This is a genomic window from Arthrobacter sp. efr-133-TYG-104 (assembly GCF_030208915.1).
In the GTDB taxonomy this organism is placed as follows: domain Bacteria; phylum Actinomycetota; class Actinomycetes; order Actinomycetales; family Micrococcaceae; genus Arthrobacter.
The window spans coordinates 53449-78871 of the sequence record NZ_JARVTA010000007.1; the positions used below are offsets into that span (position 1 = coordinate 53449).

Genomic DNA, 25423 nt, shown 5'->3' on the forward strand with positions numbered 1-25423 from the left:
GCTGTGACAATTACTTACAACTGCACTTCCGATGACCAGCGCGCTGAGGGGCTCCAACATGCCAAGCGCGCCATCAGCGAAAAGAAGTGCATCGTGATCCCTACGGACACCGTGTACGGCATTGCCGCTGACGCCTTCTCGCCGATGGCCGTGACATTGTTGCTGGCCTCCAAGGGCAGGAGCCGCCAAATGCCCCCTCCGGTGCTGATACCGCGCATCAACGCACTTGATGGCCTGGCAACAGAAGTGCCGGCCGATGCCAGGGCGCTTGCGCAGGCGTTGTGGCCCGGGGGCCTGACCCTGATCCTGCACGCACAGCCGTCGTTGGACTGGGATTTGGGTGAAACCAAGGGCACCGTCGCCCTGCGGATGCCTGATGACCATATCGCCCTGGACCTTCTCGGGATGACCGGCCCCTTGGCCGTCTCCTCCGCCAATCGCACCGGCCAGGAAGCCGCACAAACCGCCGCGGAAGCCCGCCTTCAACTCGCGGACTCTGTAGAGGTTTATCTCGAGGGTGGCTTCAGGCCGATCGAGGGGACCGCCGCAGTGCCGTCGACCATCGTCGACGCAACGTCCACCCCTTTCAGGGTTGTCCGCCAGGGCGCCATCGAATTGGAACGGCTCCGCGAGATCGTCCCTTCGATTCTCGGTTTCGGTGAGGCAGTAGGCCAAGAGGCACCCGTCGGCGAGGCGCCAACCCAGGAAGGTGCGGGACCCGACGTCGAAGGTCCAGTTCACGGTTCGGATCCTGTGGCCGCCAATGGCGAAGTAAAGCCGGATGATTCCTGAGCGACAAAGCGTCCCCGTCCTCGACGTCGACGTCACTCCAGTGCGCGTCAATGACTTGATGGACGCATTGGGTGGCTTGATAGCCGGGGGGACCACAGCGACCGTGCTCGGCCACAATCTTCATAGCATTACGCTGTTCCACTCGCGGGACGACGTGCGAGCGCTGTACCGCGAAGCGTCGATCATCCTTCCGGATGGGGCGCCTGTGGCCATACTGTGGGGGCTTTCCCAGCGCCCCCAACGGATCGGCGCCGAGGCCATGGCCTACAGGTTGGGCTCCATGGACTGGATTCCGGAGCTTGGAAGGGTAACGGGACTTCAACGTGTGGCAGTAGTGGGCGCCGGTCGCCAAGCCAATACAACGGCAGTAGCCCGGTTGCGGTCGATCATCCCTGCAGCGACGGTGGAGGGAATGCCCGGTGAAGGCTGGGGTGCGTCCTTGGAAGAGGCTGTGGTCCAGTGGCTGATAGCTTTCCGGCCACAGCTGGTCCTGCTGGGTCTGGGCATGCCTTTGCAGGAAAACGTCTTGCACCGAAGGCTTAACGACCTGCCCCCAAGCGTTTACTGCACGGTCGGCGGCGCCGTCGAGCAGGTAGCCGGGGTCCAGAAACTTGCCCCGCGATGGCTCGGACGCCTTGGCCTTGAATGGGCATGGCGGCTTGCGCTCCACCCGGGCAGAGTCGCCTATCGAGTTTTCGTTGAACCCTGGAAGCTGGCCGCCTTGCTCCTCCGGCGCCGTCTCCGACCATCCCTGACTGAAGGCAAATAGATGACGTCCAAACCCGTGGTGGTTGCTGTTGTGGTGACCTATAACCGGCGAGAACTCCTCGAGACCACCCTTAACGGGATTGCCGCCGGAACCGCGGTGCCCGAGGTCGTCGTCGTTGTCGACAACGCCTCAACGGACGGGACGGCGGACTTCCTTCGGACCTACCAGGGACCCCTCGTGATGGATGTGGTCACGTTGACCGCAAACGTGGGGGGTGCCGGAGGCTTTGTGGTGGGGATGGAACGCGCCGTCCTGGACCACGGGGCGGATCACGTGTGGATCATGGACGATGACACCGAGCCCCAACCCGGCGCGCTAAGTGAAGCCTTGGAAGTTTCGCTTGCTTACGAGCACGAAACCGGCGACGCTCCGGCCTTCATTGCCAGCCGGGTGGTCTGGACCGACGGCCGCGACCACCCCATGAACCGGATGCGGCCACGCATGGGAGCCCGCGAGGATGCCCGGAGCGCAGCCGCGCGGCTCGGCGCAACCCAAATCCGCAGCGCGTCGTTTGTGTCGGTGCTCATCCGGGCCGGGGAGATTCGGCGGCATGGGCTACCGATCGCCGATTACTTCATCTGGAATGACGACCTCGAGTACACGGCCAGGATTTCCCGGAGAGGATCCGCGCTGACCACGGCGGCGTCCATCGCCAACCATCACACCAAGGTTTTTGGCGACGCAGGAGCAGACCCGGGTTCCCGCTTCTACTATGAAGTTCGGAACAAGCTGTGGGTCTACACTCGGTCGCATGCATTGGCACCTTGGGAAAAGGTACTTTTCACCGGCGCCTCCTTGAGGAACTGGGCCAGGACCATCGCCGCGTCGCCCAACAAAAGGCTGTTGCTGCACGGACTGTTCAAGGGCTTGCGTCACAGCCTGAAGGCCCCCCGCAGCAATGCCCGGGTGTTGCAAGGAATCTACGCCTTGCGGGATGTCCAGGAGGCATCGCGCTAGCTTCCTGCTGCAAATAACCCCCGGCAAGGTGGGTCCGGGAACAAGAAAACTGACTCCGCCACCCGGCTGCGTCACGGGTCGGTAACGGCGGTTGGCGTTAGTATCGTGACTAGAGACCACAGTAATCCCGCAACATTCGGCACAGCCGGTGCAGGCATGGCGACGGAGTAGTTCCATTTATCGACAGACAGAATTCCCCACCTTGAGCTGCCCGCATCGAGAAGGCAACCGCGCATCACGCCGATACCAACGGCACCTCCAGGTTTCTGGTTTGGTCAACGTGCAGTTCTTGGGAGCCGCTACATGATCATGTACCTGCTGATGGCTTTGACAGCTGCCTTGGTTGCCTATGCAGGGACGTGGGGGGCGCGGGTGCTGGGAAACAAACTCCGGCTTTACCGGCCTATCCGCAGCCGGGACATGCACTCGGTACTCATCTCCAAGCTCGGCGGCCTCGGTATTTTTGCGGGCTTTTTGGTGGCACTTGTGGTTGCCAGCAATTCGTTCTTCGTGAAAGACATCTTCCGTCACAACGGCGGCCCGTGGGGGATACTCATCGGCGCGCTCGTGATCGTTGCAGTGGGTGTGGCCGACGACATCCTGGACATCCGTTGGTGGATCAAGCTGATGGGCCAGGCCGCCGCAGCGCTGATTGTGGCCATCTGGGGCGTCCGGATGTCCGTAGTGCCGTTCATCCCGGAACCCATAGTCCTGAACTCCGACGTCGTGGAGATCGTCCTTACGGCCGGGTTGATTGTCACCACCATGAACGCCGTGAACTTCATTGATGGCCTTGATGGATTGGCAGCCGGCGTGGCCACCATCGGCGGAGGTGCCTTCTTCCTGACGGCCTACTGGGTGCATCGGAACAACCCATCCACGGACAATTCAGATCTGGCCACCCTCCTCATGGCCATTCTGGTGGGTAGCTGCCTGGGGTTTCTTCCCCACAATTGGTACCCGGCCAAAATCTTCATGGGGGACTCCGGGGCCATGCTGATCGGATTGCTCATGGCCTCAGCCGGTGTGGTGGCAACGGGGCAAATCGGCTCTGGACTGTACGATCGAGCCAACGGCATACCCACTGTTGTACCCATCCTGCTGCCTTTCGCCGTTTTGTCGCTTCCCCTGCTGGACCTGGGCATGGCGGTTATCCGAAGGACGGCGCGCGGACAGTCTCCGTGGTCGGCGGACCGGGGGCACCTCCATCACAAGCTGGTTGACCTCGGCTACTCGCACCGCACCGCCGTCGTCATGCTTTATGTCTGGACCTCGATCCTGGCATTCGGTGGGGTCGCCTTCGCGGTCTTCCCGTGGCAAATCGTCATCACCATGGTCGCCGCGGCAACCTTGGTCATGGCCGCCGTCACCGCATGGCCCTACTTCACCCGGAATTCCAAATGGCCGGGAAGTAGTTAGCGGTCCGTTTTCAGCACAGTTCTATCTCATGTAGAATTTGGGGAGCGGACAGTCACTCGCCCGTATCCCCTTTGAGAACTTGTCATATGCGCCTGCACATGTGTCACGACGATTGGTATCCCCATGACATCCAACGCCGGAACCGGACGCCCGTCCGGAAGACGTCGTCTTGGACCCGTTGGGGAGACGTCCTCGTTGTGGCTCCGTCTCTTGGTACTCAGCGCCGGAGCGGCCTTGGTGGCCACTGCCATCACCTGCGTGATCGCCGGGTTCATGAATGGCGGGCTGGGAGCTCTTTCGGTTGCTTTTGGTGCCGCCTTGGTCATGGCGTTTTTCGCCATCAGCCTGTTGATCGGGCACTTCGTCGGCCGAAGCAATCCTTCCGGTGCCGTCGGCTTATTTGTTGCAACCTATTTCGTGAAGGTCATCGGATTCGCCGTGGTCCTCTTCGCCATCGGAGCACCCTCCTGGCTGCACGGCCGATGGTTCCTCATCGGGGCCGTGGTTTCGGTGGTTTTCTGGCAAACGGCGGAAATCTACGGTTTCAGCAAAGCCCGGCTGCAGATATTCAATGATCCTCCAAGCCCGAAGGGCGGTCGCGATGACACCGCGTAAGCCTGATTCCGGCGCCCCTGGCGCTTCCTCCGGGGGAATCAACCCGCACGAGGTCTTTGAGGACAGAAACGACGGCGGATACAACGCCGGCATCGCCGTCTTCAGCTACATCGTTGGCGGGATCATTGTCTGGAGTTTGATAGGCTGGGGTTTGGATAATCTGTGGGGGACCCGCTGGATTGTGCTCCTCGGCGCTCTGCTGGGAGCCGCAGGAGGGTTCTATCTTTCCCATATGCACGGCCTCACCAGTCATAGATCCCCAAGCAACGCAGACGGCGGTCCGCCTACGGACGGGGACAGTAATGCCAAATAATTTAACACGGAGTTTGGATGCGTTGAACGCGACCGGATTTCAACCAATGCCCAATGATGGACACAGCAGAGAGGAAACGCGTTGATCGCGCTTGCGCTCCCCGCCCAGGATTCGGGGTCATTCACCCCACCCGGAATCGACGAACTGCACCTGCCGGCAATCCTGCCTTGGGGTGCGCACGACGGTTTCTCCAAGCAGATGCTGCTGGTGATTCTTTCGGTCGTCATTATCGCTACATTCTTCATCCTCGCCGCTCGTAAGCGGCAGCTGGTTCCCGGCAAGCTGCAGTTCGCAGGCGAAATGGCTTATGGCTTCGTCCGCAACAGCATCGCCAAGGACATTATTGGCGGTAAGGACTTCATCAAGTACGTCCCGCTGCTGTTCAGCTTGTTCTTCTTCATCTTGGTGAACAACATCTACGGCGCAATCCCGGTGCTCCAGCTCCCCAGCTTCTCGCACGTTGGCGGCGCCTACGTCCTGGCCGGCATCGTCTTCATCACGTGGATCGCCATCGGTGTCAAGAAGAACGGCTTGAGGTACTTCAAGCTCGCAACGGTTCCCTCGGGTATCCCGTGGTACATCCTGCTGATCGTCGTACCGATCGAAATCATTTCCAACTTCCTGGTCCGCCCGGTCACCCACAGCCTTCGTCTGTTCGCCACCATGCTGGCCGGCCACCTTATCGTCATGCTCGCCGGATCCGGCATCGAATTCCTGGTGATGCAGGAGAACGTCCTTCTCAAGGGCGCCTCGGTCCTGGTCTTGGTGGGTGCAATTGCCATGTACATGCTCGAAGCGTTGATCATGGCCCTGCAGGCATACGTGTTCACCTTGTTGACCGCGATCTACATCGAAGGCGCCCTGCACGCCGATAGCCACTAGGCTCCGAAAACTTCCCCTTGCGGGGATGAAGCAACCCAAACAACCTGCCGCACGGGCGGCATCTTGAAAGGAAGAAAAAATGGAAGGCTCCATCAACGGCTCCCTCAACCTCATCGGCTACGGTCTCTCGGCCATCGGCGGTGGTATCGGTGTGGGTCTCGTGTTCGCCGCGTACATCAACGGTGTTGCACGTCAGCCGGAAGCCCAGCGCGTGCTCCAGCCGATCGCGTTCCTCGGCCTTGCACTGACTGAAGCCCTCGCCATCCTCGGCCTGGTCTTCGCTTTCGTTCTCAAGTAAACCGAAGAACCAAGCGAATTCCACACACGAGTAGATAGGACGGGTGAAATATGAAGCAGCAAATCATCTCAGCCGCCACCACCGACACCGCGGCGACTAACCCGCTCGTTCCCAACGTCTGGGAAATGGGCGTCGTCCTCGTCGGCTTTGCAGTCCTTCTGTACATCGTGGTCAAGTTTGTTGTCCCGATGTTCGAAAAGACCTACGCAGAGCGCGCCGAAGCGATCGAAGGTGGCATTGCCAAGGCTGAACAGGCACAGGCCGAAGCATCGGCAGCTCTCGAAGAGTACAAGCAGCAGCTCACCGATGCCCGCGCCGAAGCCAACCGCATCCGCGAAGAAGCACGCGCCGAAGGTGCGCAGATCCTCGCGGACCTGAAGGCGAAGGCCGCTGCAGAGTCTGCCCGCATCACGGAGCAGGCGCACGCCGCCATCGAATCGGAGCGCCAGGCAGCTGTTGTCTCGCTCCGCTCCGAAGTCGGCACGCTTGCCACCACGTTGGCTGGCAGGATCGTCGGCGAAGCACTTACCGATGACGAGCGGGCTGCACGGGTTGTTGACCGTTTCCTGGCAGATCTGGAGACCCAGAACGCAGGTGCAGCTAAGTAATGGCAGGTATATCGAGCGGATCGCTGACCACAGCCCTGGCGCAGTTGGAAGCGAAGCTTCCTTTTGCCTCGCTGCAGTTGGCTAAGGACCTCTTCGGCATCCTGGGTACGGTGGACAGCTCGGCTGGCTTGCGCCGCGCTTTGACTGACCCCTCCCGTAGCGGAGACGAGAAGTCGGCGCTGGTCAAGCAGCTCGTTGGCGGGAAAGTCTCCGCTGATGCTGCTGAAATTGCAGGCGGATTGGCCAGCTCACGCTGGGCATCGGCCCGTGATATCGGCGATGCACTCGAGACTCTTGCCGCCACGGTTGTCATCGCGGTAGCTGAAAACAAGTCGGCTGTTTCTGCCTTCGGTATCACGGGGCTGGAAGAGCTGGAAAACGATCTGTTTGCCTTCAACCAGATTGTCGCCTCCAGCCACGAAGTACAACGTGCTCTGTCTGAGCCGCAAGCATCGGCCGCAGCCAAGGTTGCGCTGGTGGAGAACCTCGTCCCCGGCATCAGCGAGGAAGCTAAGGTTCTCATTGAACAGGCCGTAACCCAGCCGCGAGGTGTCAAGCCGAGCAAGCTGGTCGAGTCTTTTGCCAAGCTTGCAGCCAAGCGTCGGCAGCGCTGGATCGCAACCGTCAGCGTCACCCGTCCGTTGACGGATGCGCAGGCCAGCCGCCTGCATGCCGGGCTGAACGCACTTTACGGCCGTGAGCTCAAGGTCAACGTCAATGTTGACCCTGCCCTGATTGGTGGAGTACGTGTCCAGGTGGGTGACGAAGTACTTGATGCTTCGGTTGTTGCCCGTCTGGGTGAACTCCGCCGTCAGCTCGCTGGCTAGTCAAGGCAAGCACAACTTAACTGATATAAAACCCGGTCATCGTGAGCAACGATGATCACGAAAACAGGAGAGCAGGGACTGCAGATGGCCGAATTGACCATCAACGCCGACGACGTCCGTAATGCGTTGAACGAGTTCGCGGCGTCCTACGAACCCGGAAACGCTGAGCGCGTAGAGGTTGGTCGTGTGACCGCCGCAAGTGATGGCATCGCCCGTGTTGAGGGACTTCCCTCGGTCATGGCGAACGAGCTCCTTCGCTTCGAAGATGGCACGCTGGGCCTCGCCCAGAACCTTGACGTCCGCGAGATCGGTGTCATTATCCTCGGTGACTTCACCGGGATTGAAGAAGGCCAGGAAGTTCACCGCACCGGTGAGATCCTGTCCGTGCCGGTAGGCGATGCCTTCCTCGGTCGTGTCGTTGACCCCTTGGGCCAGCCGATCGATGACCTTGGCGAGATCAAAGCCGAAGGCACGCGTGCCCTCGAACTACAGGCTCCCGGCGTCACTGAGCGCAAGTCTGTTCACGAGCCGATGCAGACCGGACTGAAGGCCATCGACGCCATGATCCCGATCGGCCGCGGCCAGCGTCAGTTGATCATCGGTGACCGCCAGACGGGTAAGACCGCCATTGCCGTGGACACGATCATCAACCAGAAGGCCAACTGGGCTTCGGGAGATGTGACCAAGCAGGTTCGCTGCGTCTACGTTGGTGTTGGCCAGAAGGCTTCCACCATCGCGGCCGTCCGCCAGACCCTTGAGGACCACGGCGCGCTGGAATACACCACGATCGTGGCATCACCGGCATCTGACCCCGCGGGCTTCAAGTACTTGGCACCGTACGCAGGTTCGGCCATTGGCCAGCACTGGATGTACGGCGGCAAGCACGTTTTGGTGATCTTCGATGACCTGTCCAAGCAGGCCGAGGCTTACCGCGCCGTGTCGCTCTTGCTGCGCCGTCCGCCGGGACGCGAAGCATACCCGGGTGACGTCTTCTACTTGCACTCCCGCCTTCTTGAGCGTTGTGCAAAGCTCTCCGACGAGCTTGGCGCAGGTTCGATGACCGGTCTTCCGATTGTCGAAACCAAGGCAAACGACGTTTCCGCCTACATTCCGACCAACGTGATCTCCATCACCGATGGCCAGATCTTCCTGCAGTCGGACCTCTTCAACGCCAACCAGCGCCCTGCTGTTGACGTTGGTGTCTCGGTATCCCGCGTTGGTGGCGCTGCACAGGTCAAGTCCATGAAGAAGGTCTCCGGTACCTTGAAGCTGGACCTGGCACAGTACCGCGACATGCAGGCATTCGCGATGTTCGCCTCGGACCTCGATGCTGCTTCCCGTCAGCAGCTCACCCGCGGTGCGCGTCTGATGGAACTGCTCAAGCAGGGCCAGTACTCGCCGTTCCCTGTCGAGAACCAGGTTGTTTCCATCTGGGCCGGCACGAACGGTTACTTGGATGACATTCCGGTTGAAGACATCAACCGCTTTGAGTCCGAGTTCCTCGAGCACCTGAAGCACCAGTCCTCCATCCTGACCACGCTGGCACAGACCAACGTCCTGGATGACGACACCGCTGCAGCTTTGAAGCAGGCAATTGTTGCCTTCAAGAAGGGCTTCTTCGGGCAGGGTGACGACCACTTGGTTGGCGCCGGCCATGAAGAGCACGCAGCGATCTCCGGCGGCGACGTCGACCAGGAAAAGATCGTCAAGCAGAAGCGCTAGTTTCGATTGGCTGCCCCGCCGGAGTCCGAGAGGGCTTCGGCGGGGCGGCATATCGGGAACTTAGGAAAGGAAAAGTATGGGAGCCCAGATTCGGGTCTACCGTCAGAAGATCAGCTCGACGACGTCGATGCGCAAGATCTTCAAGGCGATGGAACTGATCGCTACCTCGCGCATTGGTAAGGCCCGCGCCCGCGTAGCAGCTTCACTGCCCTACGCGAACGCGATTACCCGCGCCGTTTCTGCTGTCGCAACTCAGAGCGAAGTCGACCACCCCCTGACCACCGAGCCGGAGCAGATCCGCCGGGCCGCAGTCCTGATCATCACATCGGACCGTGGCCTTGCAGGATCCTACTCGGCAAGTGTGCTCAAGCAGGCCGAGGGTTTGACGGAGCTACTTCACGCAGAAGGCAAGGAAGTCAAGGCATACCTGGTTGGCCGCAAGGCCCAGGCGTACTTCGATTTCCGTGGCCGGTCCTACACACGTGTGTGGACCGGTGGCACGGACGCGCCGGAATTCGCCACAGCCAGGGAAGTCGGAGCCGCTCTTCTGGAAGACTTCTCCACTGACTTTGAAGAGGGCGGCGTGGACGAGATCCACGTCGTATATACCCGCTTCAAGTCCATGGTGACGCAGGAGCCGACGGTTATTCGTCTTCTTCCGCTCGAGGTCGTTGAAGAGGAAGCACCCTCGGAGACCGATTTGCTGCCGTTGTACGAATTTGAACCGGAAACGGAGCAGGTTCTTGATGCCCTGCTTCCGCGTTACATCGAATCCCGCATCTTCGCAGCAATGCTGCAGGCGGCGGCTTCCGAGCTCGCAGCCCGCCAGCGTGCCATGAAGTCGGCCGGTGACAACGCTACCGATTTGATCAAGAAGTACACGCGTCTTCGCAACACGGCCCGACAAGCCGAGATTACGCAGGAGCTTTCCGAAATCGTTGCCGGCGCCGACGCCCTAGCGTCCTAGCCAGCCGCGGATTCGGTTCGAAGCCGCACCTGCACCAAACAGATAAACTTAACCCCACGCCATCTACTGAGTGAAGTGAGAGAGATGACTGCCACTGCTACCGAACACGTAGCAACGGCCGGTGCCACCGGCCGCATTGCCCGTGTTATTGGTCCGGTTGTCGACGTCGAATTCCCGGCTGACGCAATCCCCTCGATTTATAACGCTCTGACCACCGAGATCACCCTCAACGGCCAGACCAAGACCATCACGTTCGAGACCTCCCAGCACCTGGGTGACAACCTTGTTCGCGCTATCTCCCTGCAGGCCACCGACGGACTCGTCCGCGGGACCACCGTGCAGGACACCGGTGCTCCGATCTCCGTGCCCGTTGGCGACGGCGTCAAGGGCCACATCTTCAACGTTCTCGGCAAGCCGCTGGACGTCGAAGAGTCCGAGATCAAGGCTGACGCCTACTGGCCGATCCACCGCAAGGCTCCGGCTTTTGCCTCCCTCGAGGGCTCCACGGAGATGCTCGAGACCGGCATCAAGGTCATCGACCTTCTCACCCCCTATATCAAGGGTGGCAAGATCGGTCTGTTCGGTGGCGCCGGCGTTGGCAAGACCGTTCTGATCCAGGAAATGATCACCCGTGTTGCCCGTAACTTCGGTGGTACTTCGGTATTCGCCGGTGTTGGCGAGCGTACCCGTGAAGGCAACGACCTCTGGGTTGAAATGGAAGAGGCAGGTGTTCTCAAGGACACCGCGCTTGTCTTCGGCCAGATGGATGAGCCGCCGGGAACGCGCCTGCGCGTTGCGCTTTCGGCGCTGACCATGGCGGAGTACTTCCGCGATGTACAGAACCAGGACGTACTGCTCTTCATCGACAACATCTTCCGCTTCACGCAGGCCGGTTCGGAAGTTTCCACTCTGCTCGGCCGTATGCCGTCCGCAGTGGGCTACCAGCCGAACCTTGCGGATGAGATGGGTCTTCTCCAGGAGCGCATCACGTCCACCAAGGGCCACTCCATCACGTCAATGCAGGCCATTTACGTGCCCGCAGATGACTACACGGACCCGGCACCGGCCACGACCTTCGCACACCTGGACGCGACCACGGAACTTTCCCGTGAAATCGCTTCCCGTGGTTTGTACCCGGCCGTTGACCCGCTGACGTCCACCTCGCGTATCTTGGACCCCCAGTACATCGGTAAGGATCACTACAACACGGCCGTCCGTGTGAAGCAGATCCTGCAGAAGAACAAGGAACTCCAGGACATCATCGCCATCCTCGGTGTCGATGAACTGTCTGAAGAGGACAAGATCGTCGTATCCCGCGCTCGTCGCATCCAGCAGTTCCTGTCCCAGAACACCTACACCGCCAAGCAGTTCACCGGCGTCGAGGGCTCCACGGTATCCATCAAGGACACCGTCGAAGGCTTCACGGCAATCTGCGACGGCGAACTCGACCACATCGCAGAGCAGGCGTTCTTCAACGTCGGTGGCCTGGATGACGTTGAGCGTAACTGGGCCAAGATCCAGGAACAGACCAAGTAGTATGGCCGAGCTCGAGGTTGAGATTGTTGCAGCAGACCACTTCGTGTGGTCTGGCGCGGCCAAGATGGTAAAGGCCCGCACCAGCGATGGTGAAATCGGAATCCTGCCGGGCCACTCGCCGCTCTTGGCCATCATGGCCGCTGGCGAGCTGGCAATCCAGCCGGTTTCCGGTGACCAAATTGCGGTAGTCGTGGACGGTGGATTCTTCTCCGTTGACAACAACCGTGTGGTCATTGTCGCTGACAACGCCCAACTGGGCGAAGCGGCTACAGCGGGGATCCGATAGCAAGACCTTGATGGACGATTCCCTCATTCCGTTCATCGCCTTGGCGACGGCGTTTACGTTGCTGATTTTTACACTGTGCCTTTTCGGGGTGCGCCGCTTCAATTTGCGGCGTGCCCTGGGCACGGTCGATGCCTCCATTTGCACAGCTGGTAACAGTTGGCAGATGGGGGTTTGTCGTTATCAGGACAGTGAACTTGAGTGGTTTCGCCTGATGTCGCTGAGCGTGATTCCGAAGCACAGGTTCAAACGCAGTTCACTTGAACTCCTTGGCCGCCGTAAACCAACGGAAGACGAACTCGTCAAAGTCCAGCCCGACGTCGTGATCGTGGAGCTTCAGTACGAAGGCAACAAGTTCATGTTGGCCATGAATTTTGATGCTTACGCCGGACTGTCTTCGTGGTTGGAAGCCGGACCCGTCATCGGGGTTGGAACCTGGCGATAGCATTGTTTTCGAGCGGGGCTCCGGCCAGGGATTGGAAATACCATGTGCTTGGAGAAGAGAATCGCACCCCTTAGCATCCACCTTCCGCATGCTGTCCCGAGGTGGATTTCGTCGTCTCACGCTCCATCTGACGTGGGGTCGGGACGGTGAGCCTGGCTTTCAGGAGCCTCATCCGGCCGGCATGGTTCCGGATGGGCCGCCATCTGCGGAAATCGCCTTTCACCTTGCTCGTGTTGGTGGTGTTCGTATCAGTATCCCTGGTAGCGGGCACCTTCTTTGCGGGCCCCCCTGAATCGTGGTTGCCGTTCGCCGGCGCAACGCTGGAGGGCCTGAAGGCCGGGCAGTGGTGGGCCATTTGGACGTCGTTGTTTTTCACGACGAATCCCTTGGCCTATGTCACGTCGATCTTGATGATCCTGTTCCTGCTAAGTCTCGCTGAACGTCGTTTCGGTGCGTTGAAGACCGCGGCCATCTTCTTAGGTAGCCAATTCGCCTGCGTATCTGCTTTCCTGATGATCACCCAGGTGGCGGTTTACGCCGATGATGGCTGGCTGTCGCGAATGGCCGACACAGCGCTTATCGGGCCTTATGGGGCTATCCTCGCGACCACTCTTGCTGCCAGTGGCCTCTTCTCGACCCTGTGGCAACGCCGCTTGCGTACCGCGGTCCTGGCCCTGTCCATTCTCTTGGTCCTCTATGTTGGCCATGCGGAGACGGTCATGGGCCTTATTGGCGCCCTTATAGGCCTAATTGCCGGGCTATGGACCCAGAGCAGCCGGGGGAGTCTTCAGTTGCGGCGTTCCACTGGCCGGGAGGTCCGGAATCTGCTCTCCCTCGTCACGGCGATTTTCGCCGTCGGACCCTTGGTGGCTGCGGCGGCGAGCAGTCCTTCGGGGCCGTTGGCCCTCCTGCGGGATGTGATTCTCAACCCGCTGCCCACCTTGAGCCAAGTGGAGGGCAATTGCGGCGGCACGATCGATGTAGCCTGCCTCGAAATAGCACGGCAAGGCCACCCCGGTCCTTTCGGCCTCGCCCTGGCGGTGGTACCGGTAGTACTGCTTCTTATCTGTGCTGACGGCATGCGTCGCGGCCGGCGGATGGCGCTGGGCATCGCGATCGGCGTGCAGCTGCTGGTGGTGGCACTATCTGCGACGTACCTCGGTCTGTTTGCAGGCATAGCCCTGTCCCAAGGACGTCCTCGCGTGGGCGCGATGGACACCGCCATCGTGCACCTGATGCCGTTGGTTCTTGTTCCGTTGGTACTCGCCTCCTTGCTGTTTGCCTATCGTGGCCATTTCAGGGTGGAGTCTTCCTCCCGCTTACGACGCCGGGTCTTCTGGCTGGTTGGCATGACAGGCGGCATCCTCATCTTGGCTTATGCCGATGTTTGGCTTGCCTCCGGGGGAATGGCGCGCGACGGCGGTCTGTTGGGTTTGGCGGCTGAACTCGCCAGGCAGTACCTGCCGGTCCCGTTGCCCGCAGCGTATCGAAAGGTATTCGCGGACCGTGATGCCTTTGAAGTCTTCCTTTTCTCCTATTCGGGGACAGTTTTCTGGCTGGTGGCCTTGATAGGGGTCTGGGTGCTCCTGGTTCGGCGCCATCCCGCGGGAGCTATGGATCACCACGGCAGGGAGCGTGCGCGCGCCTTGGTCAAGGTTGGCGGCGATTCGCTCTCCTGGATGGCGCTTTGGGCTCCGAATAAATATTGGTTCACCCCGGAAGGTACCGGGGGAGTGGCGTATCAGCAGCACGGCCATGTGGCTCTTACCTTGGCTGGACCGTTTGGATCGCGTGAACAGCGGCAGGTTACCGTGGACGGATTCATGGAGGATTGCACGCGTCGGGCGCTGATACCGTGCCTGTACTCATGTACCGAGGAGCTATGGCCCGCGTTGGAGGCCAGGGGATTCCGCCGGGTGGCTGTGGCCCAGGAAACTCGGTTGCGTGTTCGGGAACTCGTCTTTCGAGGCAAAGAGTGGCAGAACGTGCGGACTGCCCTGAACCGCGCAGCCAAAATGGGCATCGAAGCTGTATGGGGCGCGTACGCAGACTTCCCGCACGGCATCAGGGCACAGGTAAGCGAGGTTTCGGAAGAGTGGGCCGCAAAGAAGCGCATCCCTGAAATGGGCTTTACGCTGGGCGGGCTGGACGAGCTCGAAGACCCTGATGTTTTGTGTTGCGTCGCGGTGGACGCCTCTGGCCGTGTTTATGGGGTGACAAGTTGGCTGCCCGTGTTCGAAAACGGCAGGGTGGTCAGTTGGACCTTGGACTTCATGCGGCGTCGCAGTGGCGCCTTTCCAGGAGTCATGGAGTTCATGATCGCTTCGGCAGTGCTTCATCTGCGGGAAACGGTGGAAGTAATCTCCTTGTCAGGCTCGCCCCTGACGCCGGAGAAGAACGACATTGAACAGGCAGAGGGGTTGCCTGGAATATTGGAGGTCGTGGGACAAGCGTTGGAACCCGTTTATGGGTTCAGGTCCCTTGCCTCGTTTAAATCACGGTTCCAACCGGAGTATCGGACCTTGTACATGTATTATCAGGACCCTTTGGACCTGCCTGCCGTGGGGCGGGCCCTGAGCCGGGCTTATCTTCCTGGATTGTCGGTCAGGCATTCAGCCCGGTTGCTCAGGACCTTGGTTGGTTGAAATCTCAACGTTTGTTCGCGTTGCTTAATTCGAATTCGACCCGTATGGCGGTTGCTGCTGGATTCATGTGGCGGGATTAAACGCATTGGCCCCGGAGTTTACCGGGGCCAATGTGTTACCAAAGTCTGCGGGTGCAGAAATCACCGCATGGAACTAGACGACGGTGACACCTGTGGCCTGGGGACCCTTGGCGCCCTGACCGATCTCGAACTGAACCCGCTGGTTCTCGTCGAGGGTCTTGAAGCCGCCGGTCTGGATCTCGGAGTAGTGGACGAAGACGTCGCCGTCTGCGTCATCAGGGGTAATGAAGCCGAAGCCCTTTTCAGCATTGAACCACTTGACGGTTCCCAGTGCCATGTATTTCTCCTCATTATGGAACATTAGTCCGGTACACCTCGTACCGGCCTTGTTGCTCCGCGAGAAGACCTGGATTCCATAAAGGCCGGGGCCCGCCGGGATTCGCAGAAGCTTCACGCTCGCAACACGTCTTGCGAGCATGAAAAACCACCTACACAAAGACTGCTATAACACTTTCATGTGCTCTGCCGGAGGTCAACGGTCTTTAGGGTAATTCAGGAAAATTTAGGGTAAAAAGAAGGTAACGGTGCGCTTGGCAATCCGAATCTGCATTGCTATGAGAACGCGTGGATTGCTAAGAGAGCCATTGGCCATTTCGCATGACGCCGGTGAGTTCAAGGTCTGCGTCGGTCACTATTATGTCCGCGCGGAGGCCCCGGCGGAGGCCACCTATCTCATCGGAGAGACCGAGGACAGCCGCGGGGACGGCAGTGGCTGAGCAGAGGGCATCTGTTAGTTCGACGCCGGCAGCAACAGTCTTGCGGACCACGTCGAGGAGGGTGGCGGTTCCCCCGGCTATGGAGCCGGTGGCATCCAGCGTGGCGATGCCGTCGGTGACCGTGACGGAGGAGGGCCCCAGCATGTACTTTCCGTCCGACAGTCCCGCTGCTGCCATGGAATCGGTCACCAGGACGATATTGGCTGCTCCGACCAACTGGAATACCGTGGCAACGGTGCTCGGATCAAGGTGGACGCCGTCCGCGATCAGTTCCACCACCGCTTTTCCTTCTTGCGCGGCCCGAAGGCATGCAGCTACAGGGCCCGGCGCGCGGTGATGCATCGGAGGCATCCCATTGAAGAGGTGCGTGACGGTCGGCAGCGAGCTGACGCCGTCGAACCCTGCGGACTCCATTCCTTCGCGGGCGGCGGCCAGGGACGCCGCCGCGGTGGCGTCGTCGCAGTCCGTGTGGCCCAAGGAGGGCGTCACGCCGTGCGAGGTCATCAGGTCCACGAGCGCTGCGGCGCCGGGCAGTTCCGGCGCGTAGGTCATGGTGGTCAGTTTCCCGCCCGCAGCGCCAGCGAGCTCCGCCATGAAGTCGAGATCCGGCTCGAGCAGGTAATCGGGGTTTTGCGCCCCGCACCTGGCATGGGAAAGGAACGGCCCCTCGAGGTGGATTCCTCCCACCAAGCCCTCATCGGCCAGCCGGACGTAGAGCTCTATGCCGCGGAGGAGGTCCTCGCGCGGGGCCGTGACCATGCTGGCCAGGAAGGTGGTTGTTCCGGACCGGTGCAGGAAATCCACGGCCTGGCGAGCGGAACTCTCTTCTCCGCTGGGAAAGTCGCCGCCGTTACCGCCGTGACAATGAAGGTCTATGAGGCCCGGCAGAAGGTAACTTCCGCTCGGCACGCCCAGGCGGATCGCGCTCTGGAATCCGTCGAAAGCCTCAGGGTCGAAGCCGGCGGCTGGGCCCGCATACGCGATGCGGTCGCCGTCGATGGCGATCAAGCCGTCCTCCAGCACCTCACCGTCACTGACCAGCGTCCCCTTGACGATCTGATGGCTTGGCGCGGACGGAGAGGCAAAATGATCTGCGGCAGTCATGGTCTGAGTCTAGTAGCCTGCAGCCGCGGCCCTGGGAAAGGGCTTAGAACAGCCTTGACCCACTGTCATCCACACCACGCATGGCGTCATAATCCAGCGTGACGCAGTCGATGCCCCGGTTGTTGGCCAGCACCTTGGCCTGTGGCTTGATCTGTTGGGCAGCGAAGATTCCGCGCACCGGGGCGAGTAGGGGGTCGCGGTTGAGCAGTTCCAAGTAGCGGGTCAGCTGTTCGACGCCGTCGATGTCGCCCCTGCGCTTCAACTCGATGGCCACGGTCGCCCCTGTGGCGTCCCTGGCGAGAATATCCACGGGGCCGATGGCAGTGAAGTACTCACGCCGGATCAGCGAGAAGCCCGTGCCCAGCGTTTCTATCTGCTCGGCGAGGAGGCGTTGCAGGTCTGCTTCGACGCCGTCCTTGATGAGTCCCGGATCGGTCCCGAGTTCGTGGGAGGAGTCGTGCAGGTGCTCATAGATGTTGATGATGAGGCGGTCGTCGGCTTTGGCTGACTGGACTGTCCACTGCTCAATCACCCCGGATTCGAGGTCAGTGTCCTCGGGCGTGCCCACACGGAGCTTGGCGGGCGGACTCATCCAGTTCAGCGGCTTGTAGGACCCGCCGTCCGAATGCACCAGGACCGAACCGTCGGCCTTGACCACAAGGAGCCGCGTGGCCAGGGGGAGGTGGGCCTTCAAACGGCCGACGTAATCAACAGAACAACGGGCTATGACGAGTCGCACGCGGCCAACATTACCGTGTGGATGGCACATGCTGGGGCAGAATGGAACCATGCCCCGCTCCAACCGACCCCGCCGCAACACGTCCACTGGGCGAGGCGCCAAGCCGGCGGGCAAGTGGATGGAACCTCCCGTCGAACTGGATCTTGAGCGTGCACGGGGCGGCATTGTCCGGCGGGAAAGTGCCCCGGACGGCGAATGGGTAGTCCGGACCATGACGGCCAAGAAAGCGGAGAAGCAGTACATCTGCCCGGTTTGCTCCACGGCCATCCTGCCCGGCGTTGCGCATTTGGTGGTGTGGTCCGATAGCCATCTGTTCGGACAAGCCGCCGGCTTGGCCGAACGTAGGCATTGGCACACGAACTGCTGGGCTTCCCGGACGTACCGCTACCGCTGATGCCCGTAGGCTTGGAAGCATGACTTTCGACCCCGCATCGTTCGTTTTCGCTTCCCAGGATGCTCCGTCCGGCATCCGCGCGTCCACGGTATTGCCCGCCCGGCGGGAAAATGTGGAGTTCACCACACAGGACGGGAAGGTCTTGGTGGGGGAGCTTGCGCTGCCCGAATCAGGGGAGATCAGCGCCACCCTCATCACGCTTCACCCGTTGCCGACGCACGGGGGGTTCATGGACTCTCACGTCTACCGGAAAGCCTCGTACAGGCTTCCCGCACTGGCCGGGATTGCTGTTCTCAGGTTCAACACCCGCGGCACGGCATCGCCTCGAGGAGTCAGTGACGGCGAGTTTGAGGAGGGTATCGGCGAGCGTTACGACGTCGAAGCCGCCGTGCGTTTCGCAGTGGAACGGGGCCTGCCAAACCGCTGGCTGGTTGGCTGGTCCTTCGGCACCGAACTTGCCCTGATGTATGGCGCTTCGGAGCCAGTCGCATCACAGATCGAAGGTGCTGTGCTGTTGTCTCCACCGTTGCATCGGGCCACCGACGTCCACCTGAAAGAGTGGGCAGCCTCGGGCAAACCCCTGACCGTCCTGGTACCGGAGCACGACGACTACTTGCAGCCAGCCGAGGCACACCGCCGCTTCAGCGTGGTTCCCCAGGCGAGGGTGGTGGGCGTCGACGGCGCCAAGCACCTTTGGGTCGGCGAGAAGTATGCGGCGCGCGTGTTGGACGAGATTGTCGACGACGTGACGGCGGCAGGGGCGGGAGTGGACGGACTGCCCCGGGAGTGGGCGGGGCCGGTCGCGACTGGTTAGCCCGGTCGCGACGGGTTAGTGCCGGTCGCGACTGGTTAGCCCGGTCGCGACGGCATAGCTCGGTTGCGACGGCATAGCCCGGTCGCGACGGGCTAGTGGCGGTCCTGCCGCACAATGAAGACTTCCTTGATCAGCAGCATGGTGGCCGCGGCCGTTGGGATCGCGATCAACGCCCCGAGGACGCCGAGCAAGCTGCCGCCGGCGATCACGGAAATCACTGCTACGGCTCCGGGCACTGCGACTGCCCTCTGCATGATGCGTGGGGAGATGAAGTAAGCCTCGAACTGCAGGTAGGCAAAGTAGGCAATTGCGTAAACCACTGCGGTCTGCCAGCCGACCGTGAGGGCCACCAAGATGACCACCACTGCTGCGATGAGCCCACCCACCAAGGGTATGAACGCCAGCAGGGCCACCACGAAGGCCAACAGAACACTGAAGGGGATGCCTAGGATGGTCATGACAATGAAGGCAAATGCGGCGTTCAAGAGCGCAACACAGACTTGGCCGATGACGTAGTTACCCACGGAATCGGTGATGGCCTCGGAAAGCGCCTCTACCCTCGGGCGGCGCGATCGAGGTGCCAGGCGGTAGCCCCATTTCTTCATGGAGGGCAGTGCTGCAAGGAAGTAGAGGCTGAGGACCAAGACGATCAGCGAGCCGAACAGGCCGTTGGCCACAGTTGAGCCGAAGCCGACGACGCCGCCGAAGATGCCGCCCATGGCTTGCGGATCCTTGACGAACTTGTCCAGTTCGGTGGTGATCCGGTCCCTGATCCCGAACTGGCTATCGACGCTACGGAAGAAGTCAGAGTTGAGGAAGCTGCGAATCCACTCCGGCCCTTGGCGGACGATCTCCGAGACCTGTTCGACGATGGTTGGGATCAACGTAGCGAAGAACCCGGCCACGGCCAGCACCAGGACGGAGACGGAAATAAGGATGCCGGCCGGCCGCGGGACTTTGTGTTCCTCGAGCCACCGGACCACGGGATCCAGCCCCAAAGCGATGAAAAGCGCCGCGACAATCCACAGGATGAGCTGCGTGGTGTTGCTGGCGATGTAAAAGACGGCAAGGGCAGCACCGACGCCGGCCGTGCCCAGGAATCCTACGTAGAGCGGGTGCTGCGATGAGATCCGCGGGCCGGGGGAGCCGAAGCCGTGATCATCCTCGGTTTCGGTGTCCGTGCCGTAGCCCTCACCGGTCTCCTCCGGGGGCATCTCGAAGCGCATGCGGGTCCGCGCTCCCGGGATGGGCTGGCGTAACCGGCGGCTGATCGCGGCCAGTCGCCCCGTCCGTACCGGCGGGTTGGCGGAGATACCGTCGACTGGGGCATCCGCAGCGCTTGACCCGGTCTCATCGGCGGGACGGGGCTCCAGATGGTCTTTCACGCGGTGTACAGCCTTTTCTTCGAGGGAACGGGTTTGGATTTGGGACGGAACACAGCAGCAATGAGCAAGTAATTGACGCTTAAGTGCCCGGATGTCCTGCGGATATCATGATCATCGCCACACTATCAGCAGCCGCGAATCACGCAGCGGCTGCGCCACGGCGCGGTTTGGAGGGCCTTGACAAGGACCCCCGATCTGACTCCGTGATAACAAAACGGTTACCCTTAAAGTTCAACGACCGCTGATGATAGGTGATCCTGTGCGTTTGAAGACTGCAGCCTTGCTGGTGCTGCTGGGCCTGCTGACGATGTTGGCCGGCATCGGCCAGCTGACTTTTTGGGCCCCTCCAGAGACCGTGACAGCTTCGGTTCCCGGCGACACCAAGGCCGCCCCGCTGACTGTGATCGATCAAAAACTGATTTCCCAGCACGATGGGCCGGTGAAGATCAAGATCCAAGGTGACGGCAACTTCGTTGTCGCTACGGGTCGTCCCGACGACGTCCAAGCTTGGGTTGGCAAAACCGCCCACAATACCCTGACTGGTGTTTCCGAGGACCAGAAGTCGCTCCAAGTGACCTCCTCCGACGGAGAAGCCAAGGCTCCATCGCCTGCCGGATCGGATCTGTGGGTGAGCACCGAGAACGGCAGTGGCGAGCTCGACTACACGTGGAACCCGCCTGCTGACGGAGACTGGTCACTCCTGGTGGCCAGCGACGGTACCAAGCCGGCGCCTTCGGCAATTTCCATGACGGTTCCCAACCACGCCACCACGCCCTGGGCTGTCCCCTTCATCGTCTTGGGCATCATCATCATGCTGGCAGGAATCGCACTGCCATTCATCACCAAGACGCTGTCCAACCGGAAGAACAACAACGACGGCGAAGGTCCGGACGGGGGAGCGAAAACCAGCACGCTTCCTGCCCAGTCGGGCGCCCTTCCGGCCACGGATGCCAGCCGTCGTCGTGGCTCCGAAACTGACGGGCCTGCGTTGAGGGTGACGGCAGTCGCTGCCGCGCTTGCAGCTGTCATGGTCGGTGGCACCGCTATTGCAGCGCAAGCTGATACGTCCCCAGCCCCGGAACCGAGTTCCACCAGCACCGCGAGCCCGAGTTCCAACAGCACCGCGAGCCCGAGTTCCAACAGCACGGCGAGCCCAAGCTCCAGCAGCACGGCGAGCCCAAGCTCCAGCAGCACCGTGAGCCCGTCGGCCGATGCTTCCTCTCCGGCGGGGAAGGGCACGCCGGTCATTCTCGAATCACAACTGCAGCGCATCCTCGAGCAGGTAGCGAGCACCGTTGACGCCGCAGATGCCGCCAAGGACGCCGCGAAGCTGGCGCCCAGGGTTGACAAGATGGAGCTCTTGGTCCGGACGCAGAACTACAAGATCCGCTCCACCGTCTCTGCATATGAACCCCGGATGCCGATCCGCGCCACCAAGCTTCAAAGCAGCGTCATCAGCACCAAGCGCGATTGGCCCCGCACGGTCTACGCCCTGACCCAAGGCGACGGCAACGTGGTTCCCCAGGTGCTGACCTTGGTGCAGCTTTCACCGCGCGAGAACTACAAACTGTGGGGTAGCGCACCGCTCCAGCCCGGCACGAACTTCCCGTCCTTCCCGGCTCCCCGCGAAGGGACGGCGGCCATACAAGCCAGCGACAAGACCGGCTTGGAATACAGCGGCAACGAAGCATTGGGCATTTTGTCGGAGATGCTGACGAATCCTGTTTCGCCGAACCGCAGCAAGCTCGCCGACGGTCAGGCATCGCCATATATCGCCGGCGCCCTGGCCTACCAGGCGGACACGGTCAAAAGCGGTACCAGCGCCAACTTCACCTTCACGCACACCCCGGTCACCAACCAGACCGTGGTGCTCCGTACCGCTGATGGTGGTGCACTTGTGGTGGGCCGCCTCGACTTCTCCTTTGAAGGAACACCGAAGTCCGCAGGCGACAAGCTCATACTCCAGGACGATTCGGCAGTGTTTGCCGGTGGCAAGGAAACCACCACGGGAATGGTCTTGAAGTTCGCGGAGTCAGTTGCGGTCTACATTCCCCCGGCAGGTTCTTCTGATCCAATGAAGCTCGTCGCGGCTACGCGTGGCCTCGTGGGCGCCAACTTCAAGTAGGAAATGCCCCAGGCAGGGCAGCGGCTAGAGTGGACGGTATGAGTTCGCCCGGATACCGACCCCCTCCAGCCGCTGCCAGCCAGCTCAACCTTCGCGGCGCCGTCGACCTCTCGACGTTGCGGCGCCCCGCCTCCCCGCCTGCGTCGCCACCGGCGGCGCCCCCGGGCGGAACCGCAGCCGCACCGCCGGCCACTGACGACGCCGGCACCGCGCCACTTCGGGTGGACGCCAATGAATCGAACTTCCAGGATCTTGTGCAGTTGTCAGCCCAGATCCCCGTCCTGTTCCTGTTGTGGTCCAGGTACGCGCCCGAGTCCCCGGCGGTCCTTGACGCCGTTGAGCGTGTCGTCCTCACTTACGGCGGCCGCTTGGTCCTTGCAGCCGCCGACGTTGATGCTTTCCCGCAGTTGGCGCAGGCTTTCCAAGTGGACGCAGTCCCCACGGCCGTCGCCGTCATCAAGGGCCAGCCCGTGCCCCTGTTCCAAGGCCCTGCGGACGACGCACAAATCGGCAGCCTGGTGGAGGAACTGCTGAAGGTCGCGGCCGCCAATGGCGTGACCGGAACCATCGGCGACGGGGGACCGGCCCAGGACGCGGGTCCCGCACCTCTGCCACCACTGCATCAGGCAGCCATTGACGCTATTGAGGCCGGCGACTACGCCGCTGCTGCGGCCGCCTACAAGCAGGCGCTTCTTGACCAACCCGCAGACGCCGACGCAAAAGCGGGCCTTGCCCAGGTTGAGCTGATGGCCCGGTTGGAGTCGCTCAGCGCGCGAGCAGCGGAAAGCCTCCGGGAGCTGGCGGCCACAGAGCCGGACAATCTGGAGGCACAGTTGGGGGTTGCGGACCTTGACGTGTCCGGTGGCCACATCGAGGACGCCTTCAACCGGATCATCTCCTTTATCGGCAGGAACTTTGGACCGGAGCGTGATACGGCCCGGATACGCCTCCTTGAGCTCTTCGAAGTAGTGGGCAGCTCTGACGAGAGGGTCGCCAAAGCCCGCCACGGCCTGGCAAGGGTGCTGTTCTAGTGCCGTCCGCACTGTTCACGCCCATCGAACTGCGGTCGCTGACCATCCCCCATCGGGGCTGGGTCTCGCCGATGTGCCAGTACAGCTGTACTCCCGAAACCGGGGAGGGGGTGCCCAATGATTGGCATCTGATGCATCTTGGCTCTTTCGCTGCCGGTGGTGCCGCACTCATGCTGACGGAGGCGGCCGCCGTGAATGCGGCCGGTCGTATCAGCCCCCGGGATGCAGGGCTGTACACCGACGAGCAGGCGGCGGCGTGGGAGCGGATAGTCCACTTCGTGCACCAGCACGGCGCAGTGGATTGCAAGATCGGGGTCCAACTGGCGCACGCCGGACGCAAGGGATCAACGTATTGGCCTTTCGCCGATCGCTCCGGTTCCGTGCGGGCTGACGACGGCGGTTGGGTGACTTCCGGTCCCTCAAACCAGCCCTTCGAGGGGTATGCGCCGCCTGTGGCCATGTCCGAGCAGGAAATCGAAGGTGTTGTGGCCGACTTCGCAACCGCCGCAGGCCGTGCGGTTGCCGCAGGTTTTGACACCGTGGAGATCCATGGTGCCCATGGCTACCTTCTCCATCAGTTCCAAAGCCCGCTGATCAACACCCGAACAGACAAGTGGGGCGGAAGCGAAGAAGGCCGGAACCGGTTGATGCTCACGGTGGTTGACGCCGTCCGGGATGTCATCCCTGATTCGATGCCGCTGCTGTTGAGGATCTCTGCGACCGACTGGGCCGAAGGGGGCGTGGATGTTGAGGCGTCGGTTCGTTTGGCCCGGGCCGCAGCGGAGCGGGGCGTGGACCTGGTTGATGTTTCCAGTGGTGGCGCCGTTGCCCATCAAAAGATCCGTGCGGTGCCCGGTTACCAGGCAGGGTTCGCCGAGCAGGTTAAGCGCGACGCCGGTGTCAGGACCGGGGCGGTGGGACTCCTTACGAGCCCTGCGCAGACCGAGGACATTGTGGCCAACGGCAGGGCCGACGCGGTCTTTATGGCCCGCGCCGCGTTGCGGGATCCGCATTGGTGGCTGAGGGCAGCTTACGAGCTTGGCTACGACATTCCCTGGGTTCCGCAATACCAGAGGGCTGTTCCGCGCCACGGTTTCTAGATCCCTTAATGTCGGACATGGGATATCCTGTCAGCTCGCAGCCTTAACCAAGGAAAGGTCAGGACGATGGAAGTTGTCATTCTCCCCGGCGCCCACCAGATAGGTGTCCTGGCAGCTGATGCCATCGAGGCACTGGTGCGCCGGAAGCCTCATGCCGTGCTGGGTTTGGCTACCGGCTCATCTCCCTTGCCGATCTATGACGAGTTGGCGCGCCGCCATGAAGCGGAGGGCTTGGACTTTAGCCAAGCGCAAGGCTTCTCGTTGGACGAATACGTAGGACTGGAACCCGGGCACCCGGAGTCTTACCGCGAGGTCATCCGCCGCGAGTTCACTGACCGCGTGAACATTGCTCCGGAGAATGTTCACGGTCCCAACGGCGCCGCACCGGACCTTGAAGCGGCATGCCAGGAATACGAGGATGCCATCAAGGCAGCGGGCGGAGTGGACCTGCAGATCCTCGGAGTCGGGACCGATGGGCACATCGGCTTCAACGAGCCGGGGTCGTCGTTGGCATCAAGGACCCGGATCAAGACGCTGATCGAGCAAACACGCAAGGACAATGCCCGTTTCTTCGACAGTATCGACGACGTTCCGCACCACGTGGTGACCCAAGGCCTGGGGACCATCATGGACGCCCGTCACGTCCTGCTGGTTGCGACCGGCGCCCAGAAGGCCCAGGCGGTCCGCGACTTCGTCGAGGGTCCCGTCGCGGCCATCTGTGCCGCATCAGTGCTGCAGTTGCATCCGCACGCCACGATCCTGGTGGATGAGGCCGCCGCTTCCTCCTTGAAACTGGCCGACTACTACCGGCACACGTACGACAACAAGCCAGAGTGGCAGGGACTCTAGACGGTAAG

The 25423-nt window shown here is 61.5% G+C and carries 26 protein-coding genes; 22 read left to right on the forward strand and 4 right to left on the reverse strand.

Annotation, left to right across the window (positions count from 1 at the left end; all coding sequences use genetic code 11):
* The first annotated feature begins 3 nt into the window (after positions 1–3).
* From QRN04_RS07270 to QRN04_RS07345, 16 genes are all read left to right on the forward strand, one after another.
* On the forward strand, positions 4–792 hold the full coding sequence (locus QRN04_RS07270) for an L-threonylcarbamoyladenylate synthase (RefSeq protein WP_284975345.1): 789 nt from the start codon (positions 4–6) through the stop codon (positions 790–792).
* Positions 782–1561, forward strand: a complete 780-nt coding sequence (locus tag QRN04_RS07275) for a WecB/TagA/CpsF family glycosyltransferase (RefSeq protein WP_284975346.1) — start codon at positions 782–784, stop codon at positions 1559–1561. Before QRN04_RS07270 ends, QRN04_RS07275 begins: the two co-directional genes overlap by 11 nt.
* A complete protein-coding gene (locus QRN04_RS07280) occupies positions 1562–2518 on the forward strand; it encodes a glycosyltransferase (protein WP_284975347.1) in 957 nt (318 codons plus the stop codon).
* Between the two features lie 303 nt (positions 2519–2821).
* Positions 2822–3937 carry an MraY family glycosyltransferase gene (locus QRN04_RS07285; RefSeq protein WP_284975348.1) on the forward strand — a complete coding sequence of 372 codons (1116 nt, stop codon included), beginning with the start codon at positions 2822–2824 and terminating at the stop codon, positions 3935–3937.
* Between the two features lie 123 nt (positions 3938–4060).
* Positions 4061–4552: a Cg1360 family ATP-synthase-associated protein gene (locus tag QRN04_RS07290; protein WP_284975349.1), complete on the forward strand. Its 492-nt coding sequence runs from the start codon at positions 4061–4063 to the stop codon at positions 4550–4552.
* Positions 4539–4865 carry a hypothetical protein gene (locus tag QRN04_RS07295; RefSeq protein WP_284975350.1) on the forward strand — a complete coding sequence of 109 codons (327 nt, stop codon included), beginning with the start codon at positions 4539–4541 and terminating at the stop codon, positions 4863–4865. The genes QRN04_RS07290 and QRN04_RS07295 overlap by 14 nt, the downstream gene beginning before the upstream one ends.
* Positions 4866–4946: 81 nt before the next feature.
* Positions 4947–5747: a F0F1 ATP synthase subunit A gene (gene atpB, locus QRN04_RS07300; protein WP_284975351.1), complete on the forward strand. Its 801-nt coding sequence runs from the start codon at positions 4947–4949 to the stop codon at positions 5745–5747.
* Positions 5748–5826: 79 nt separating this feature from the next.
* Complete coding sequence (atpE, locus tag QRN04_RS07305) at positions 5827–6045, forward strand: ATP synthase F0 subunit C (RefSeq protein ID WP_003804776.1); 219 nt, start codon at positions 5827–5829, stop codon at positions 6043–6045.
* 50 nt (positions 6046–6095) lie between these two features.
* On the forward strand, positions 6096–6653 hold the full coding sequence (locus tag QRN04_RS07310; RefSeq protein ID WP_284975352.1) for a F0F1 ATP synthase subunit B: 558 nt from the start codon (positions 6096–6098) through the stop codon (positions 6651–6653).
* The gene (locus tag QRN04_RS07315; protein WP_284975353.1) at positions 6653–7480 is read left to right on the forward strand and encodes a F0F1 ATP synthase subunit delta; all 828 of its coding nucleotides are present in this window, start codon (positions 6653–6655) and stop codon (positions 7478–7480) included. Before QRN04_RS07310 ends, QRN04_RS07315 begins: the two co-directional genes overlap by 1 nt.
* Before the next feature lie 84 nt (positions 7481–7564).
* Complete coding sequence (atpA, locus tag QRN04_RS07320; RefSeq protein ID WP_284975411.1) at positions 7565–9202, forward strand: F0F1 ATP synthase subunit alpha; 1638 nt, start codon at positions 7565–7567, stop codon at positions 9200–9202.
* Positions 9203–9278: 76 nt separating this feature from the next.
* Entirely contained in the window at positions 9279–10169 is an 891-nt protein-coding gene (locus QRN04_RS07325) for a F0F1 ATP synthase subunit gamma (protein ID WP_284975354.1), read from the forward strand.
* 84 nt (positions 10170–10253) lie between these two features.
* The gene (gene atpD, locus QRN04_RS07330; RefSeq protein WP_284975355.1) at positions 10254–11705 is read left to right on the forward strand and encodes a F0F1 ATP synthase subunit beta; all 1452 of its coding nucleotides are present in this window, start codon (positions 10254–10256) and stop codon (positions 11703–11705) included.
* Position 11706: 1 nt separating this feature from the next.
* On the forward strand, positions 11707–11991 hold the full coding sequence (locus tag QRN04_RS07335) for a F0F1 ATP synthase subunit epsilon (RefSeq protein WP_284975356.1): 285 nt from the start codon (positions 11707–11709) through the stop codon (positions 11989–11991).
* A 10-nt stretch (positions 11992–12001) separates the two neighbouring features.
* Positions 12002–12433 carry a DUF2550 domain-containing protein gene (locus QRN04_RS07340; RefSeq protein ID WP_284975357.1) on the forward strand — a complete coding sequence of 144 codons (432 nt, stop codon included), beginning with the start codon at positions 12002–12004 and terminating at the stop codon, positions 12431–12433.
* A 191-nt stretch (positions 12434–12624) separates the two neighbouring features.
* Positions 12625–15078, forward strand: a complete 2454-nt coding sequence (locus tag QRN04_RS07345) for a bifunctional lysylphosphatidylglycerol flippase/synthetase MprF (protein WP_284975412.1) — start codon at positions 12625–12627, stop codon at positions 15076–15078.
* 153 nt (positions 15079–15231) lie between these two features.
* On the opposite strand, the gene QRN04_RS07350 is transcribed toward QRN04_RS07345, so the two are convergent.
* The 3 genes from QRN04_RS07350 to nucS all read right to left on the reverse strand — a co-directional run bounded on the left by QRN04_RS07350 (position 15232) and on the right by nucS (position 17717).
* Positions 15232–15435 (reverse strand): cold-shock protein, encoded by a 204-nt coding sequence (locus QRN04_RS07350; RefSeq protein ID WP_017199737.1) that lies wholly within the window; start codon positions 15433–15435, stop codon positions 15232–15234.
* A 295-nt stretch (positions 15436–15730) separates the two neighbouring features.
* Positions 15731–16978, reverse strand: a complete 1248-nt coding sequence (gene nagA / locus QRN04_RS07355; RefSeq protein ID WP_284975358.1) for an N-acetylglucosamine-6-phosphate deacetylase — start codon at positions 16976–16978, stop codon at positions 15731–15733.
* A 43-nt stretch (positions 16979–17021) separates the two neighbouring features.
* On the reverse strand, positions 17022–17717 hold the full coding sequence (nucS, locus tag QRN04_RS07360; RefSeq protein WP_284975359.1) for an endonuclease NucS: 696 nt from the start codon (positions 17715–17717) through the stop codon (positions 17022–17024).
* Between the two features lie 49 nt (positions 17718–17766).
* Between nucS and QRN04_RS07365 the strand changes: the two genes are divergently transcribed.
* The gene (locus tag QRN04_RS07365; RefSeq protein ID WP_284975360.1) at positions 17767–18111 is read left to right on the forward strand and encodes an Rv1322 family protein; all 345 of its coding nucleotides are present in this window, start codon (positions 17767–17769) and stop codon (positions 18109–18111) included.
* A gap of 19 nt (positions 18112–18130) precedes the next feature.
* Positions 18131–18925 (forward strand): alpha/beta hydrolase, encoded by a 795-nt coding sequence (locus QRN04_RS07370; protein ID WP_284975361.1) that lies wholly within the window; start codon positions 18131–18133, stop codon positions 18923–18925.
* 92 nt (positions 18926–19017) lie between these two features.
* On the opposite strand, the gene QRN04_RS07375 is transcribed toward QRN04_RS07370, so the two are convergent.
* A complete protein-coding gene (locus QRN04_RS07375) occupies positions 19018–20310 on the reverse strand; it encodes an AI-2E family transporter (protein WP_284975362.1) in 1293 nt (430 codons plus the stop codon).
* A gap of 244 nt (positions 20311–20554) precedes the next feature.
* Here QRN04_RS07375 and QRN04_RS07380 point away from each other — a divergent pair, with 244 nt between their 5' ends.
* The 4 genes from QRN04_RS07380 to nagB all read left to right on the forward strand — a co-directional run bounded on the left by QRN04_RS07380 (position 20555) and on the right by nagB (position 25415).
* Positions 20555–22435 (forward strand): DUF8094 domain-containing protein, encoded by a 1881-nt coding sequence (locus tag QRN04_RS07380; RefSeq protein WP_284975363.1) that lies wholly within the window; start codon positions 20555–20557, stop codon positions 22433–22435.
* A 38-nt stretch (positions 22436–22473) separates the two neighbouring features.
* Positions 22474–23466, forward strand: a complete 993-nt coding sequence (locus QRN04_RS07385) for a tetratricopeptide repeat protein (protein WP_284975364.1) — start codon at positions 22474–22476, stop codon at positions 23464–23466.
* Complete coding sequence (locus QRN04_RS07390; protein WP_284975365.1) at positions 23466–24566, forward strand: NADH:flavin oxidoreductase/NADH oxidase; 1101 nt, start codon at positions 23466–23468, stop codon at positions 24564–24566. Before QRN04_RS07385 ends, QRN04_RS07390 begins: the two co-directional genes overlap by 1 nt.
* 66 nt (positions 24567–24632) lie before the next feature.
* The gene (nagB, locus tag QRN04_RS07395; protein WP_284975366.1) at positions 24633–25415 is read left to right on the forward strand and encodes a glucosamine-6-phosphate deaminase; all 783 of its coding nucleotides are present in this window, start codon (positions 24633–24635) and stop codon (positions 25413–25415) included.
* Positions 25416–25423 lie beyond the last annotated feature (8 nt).

Bases quoted from the DNA above. Each gene is read 5' to 3' on its own strand.
- QRN04_RS07280 (WP_284975347.1), top strand. From the start codon at position 1,562: ATGACGTCCAAACCCGTGGTGGTTGCTGTTGTGGTGACCTATAACCGG.
- QRN04_RS07325 (WP_284975354.1), top strand. From the start codon at position 9,279: ATGGGAGCCCAGATTCGGGTCTACCGTCAGAAGATCAGCTCGACGACG.
- QRN04_RS07275 (WP_284975346.1), top strand. From the start codon at position 782: ATGATTCCTGAGCGACAAAGCGTCCCCGTCCTCGACGTCGACGTCACT.
- QRN04_RS07345 (WP_284975412.1), top strand. From the start codon at position 12,625: ATGGGCCGCCATCTGCGGAAATCGCCTTTCACCTTGCTCGTGTTGGTG.
- atpA (WP_284975411.1), top strand. From the start codon at position 7,565: ATGGCCGAATTGACCATCAACGCCGACGACGTCCGTAATGCGTTGAAC.
- QRN04_RS07370 (WP_284975361.1), top strand. From the start codon at position 18,131: ATGACTTTCGACCCCGCATCGTTCGTTTTCGCTTCCCAGGATGCTCCG.
- nagA (WP_284975358.1), bottom strand. From the start codon at position 16,978: ATGACTGCCGCAGATCATTTTGCCTCTCCGTCCGCGCCAAGCCATCAG.
- QRN04_RS07385 (WP_284975364.1), top strand. From the start codon at position 22,474: ATGAGTTCGCCCGGATACCGACCCCCTCCAGCCGCTGCCAGCCAGCTC.
- QRN04_RS07365 (WP_284975360.1), top strand. From the start codon at position 17,767: ATGCCCCGCTCCAACCGACCCCGCCGCAACACGTCCACTGGGCGAGGC.
- QRN04_RS07290 (WP_284975349.1), top strand. From the start codon at position 4,061: ATGACATCCAACGCCGGAACCGGACGCCCGTCCGGAAGACGTCGTCTT.
- QRN04_RS07295 (WP_284975350.1), top strand. From the start codon at position 4,539: ATGACACCGCGTAAGCCTGATTCCGGCGCCCCTGGCGCTTCCTCCGGG.
- QRN04_RS07285 (WP_284975348.1), top strand. From the start codon at position 2,822: ATGATCATGTACCTGCTGATGGCTTTGACAGCTGCCTTGGTTGCCTAT.
- nagB (WP_284975366.1), top strand. From the start codon at position 24,633: ATGGAAGTTGTCATTCTCCCCGGCGCCCACCAGATAGGTGTCCTGGCA.
- QRN04_RS07315 (WP_284975353.1), top strand. From the start codon at position 6,653: ATGGCAGGTATATCGAGCGGATCGCTGACCACAGCCCTGGCGCAGTTG.
- atpE (WP_003804776.1), top strand. From the start codon at position 5,827: ATGGAAGGCTCCATCAACGGCTCCCTCAACCTCATCGGCTACGGTCTC.
- QRN04_RS07350 (WP_017199737.1), bottom strand. From the start codon at position 15,435: ATGGCACTGGGAACCGTCAAGTGGTTCAATGCTGAAAAGGGCTTCGGC.
- atpD (WP_284975355.1), top strand. From the start codon at position 10,254: ATGACTGCCACTGCTACCGAACACGTAGCAACGGCCGGTGCCACCGGC.
- QRN04_RS07335 (WP_284975356.1), top strand. From the start codon at position 11,707: ATGGCCGAGCTCGAGGTTGAGATTGTTGCAGCAGACCACTTCGTGTGG.
- QRN04_RS07380 (WP_284975363.1), top strand. From the start codon at position 20,555: ATGATAGGTGATCCTGTGCGTTTGAAGACTGCAGCCTTGCTGGTGCTG.
- QRN04_RS07310 (WP_284975352.1), top strand. From the start codon at position 6,096: ATGAAGCAGCAAATCATCTCAGCCGCCACCACCGACACCGCGGCGACT.
- QRN04_RS07340 (WP_284975357.1), top strand. From the start codon at position 12,002: ATGGACGATTCCCTCATTCCGTTCATCGCCTTGGCGACGGCGTTTACG.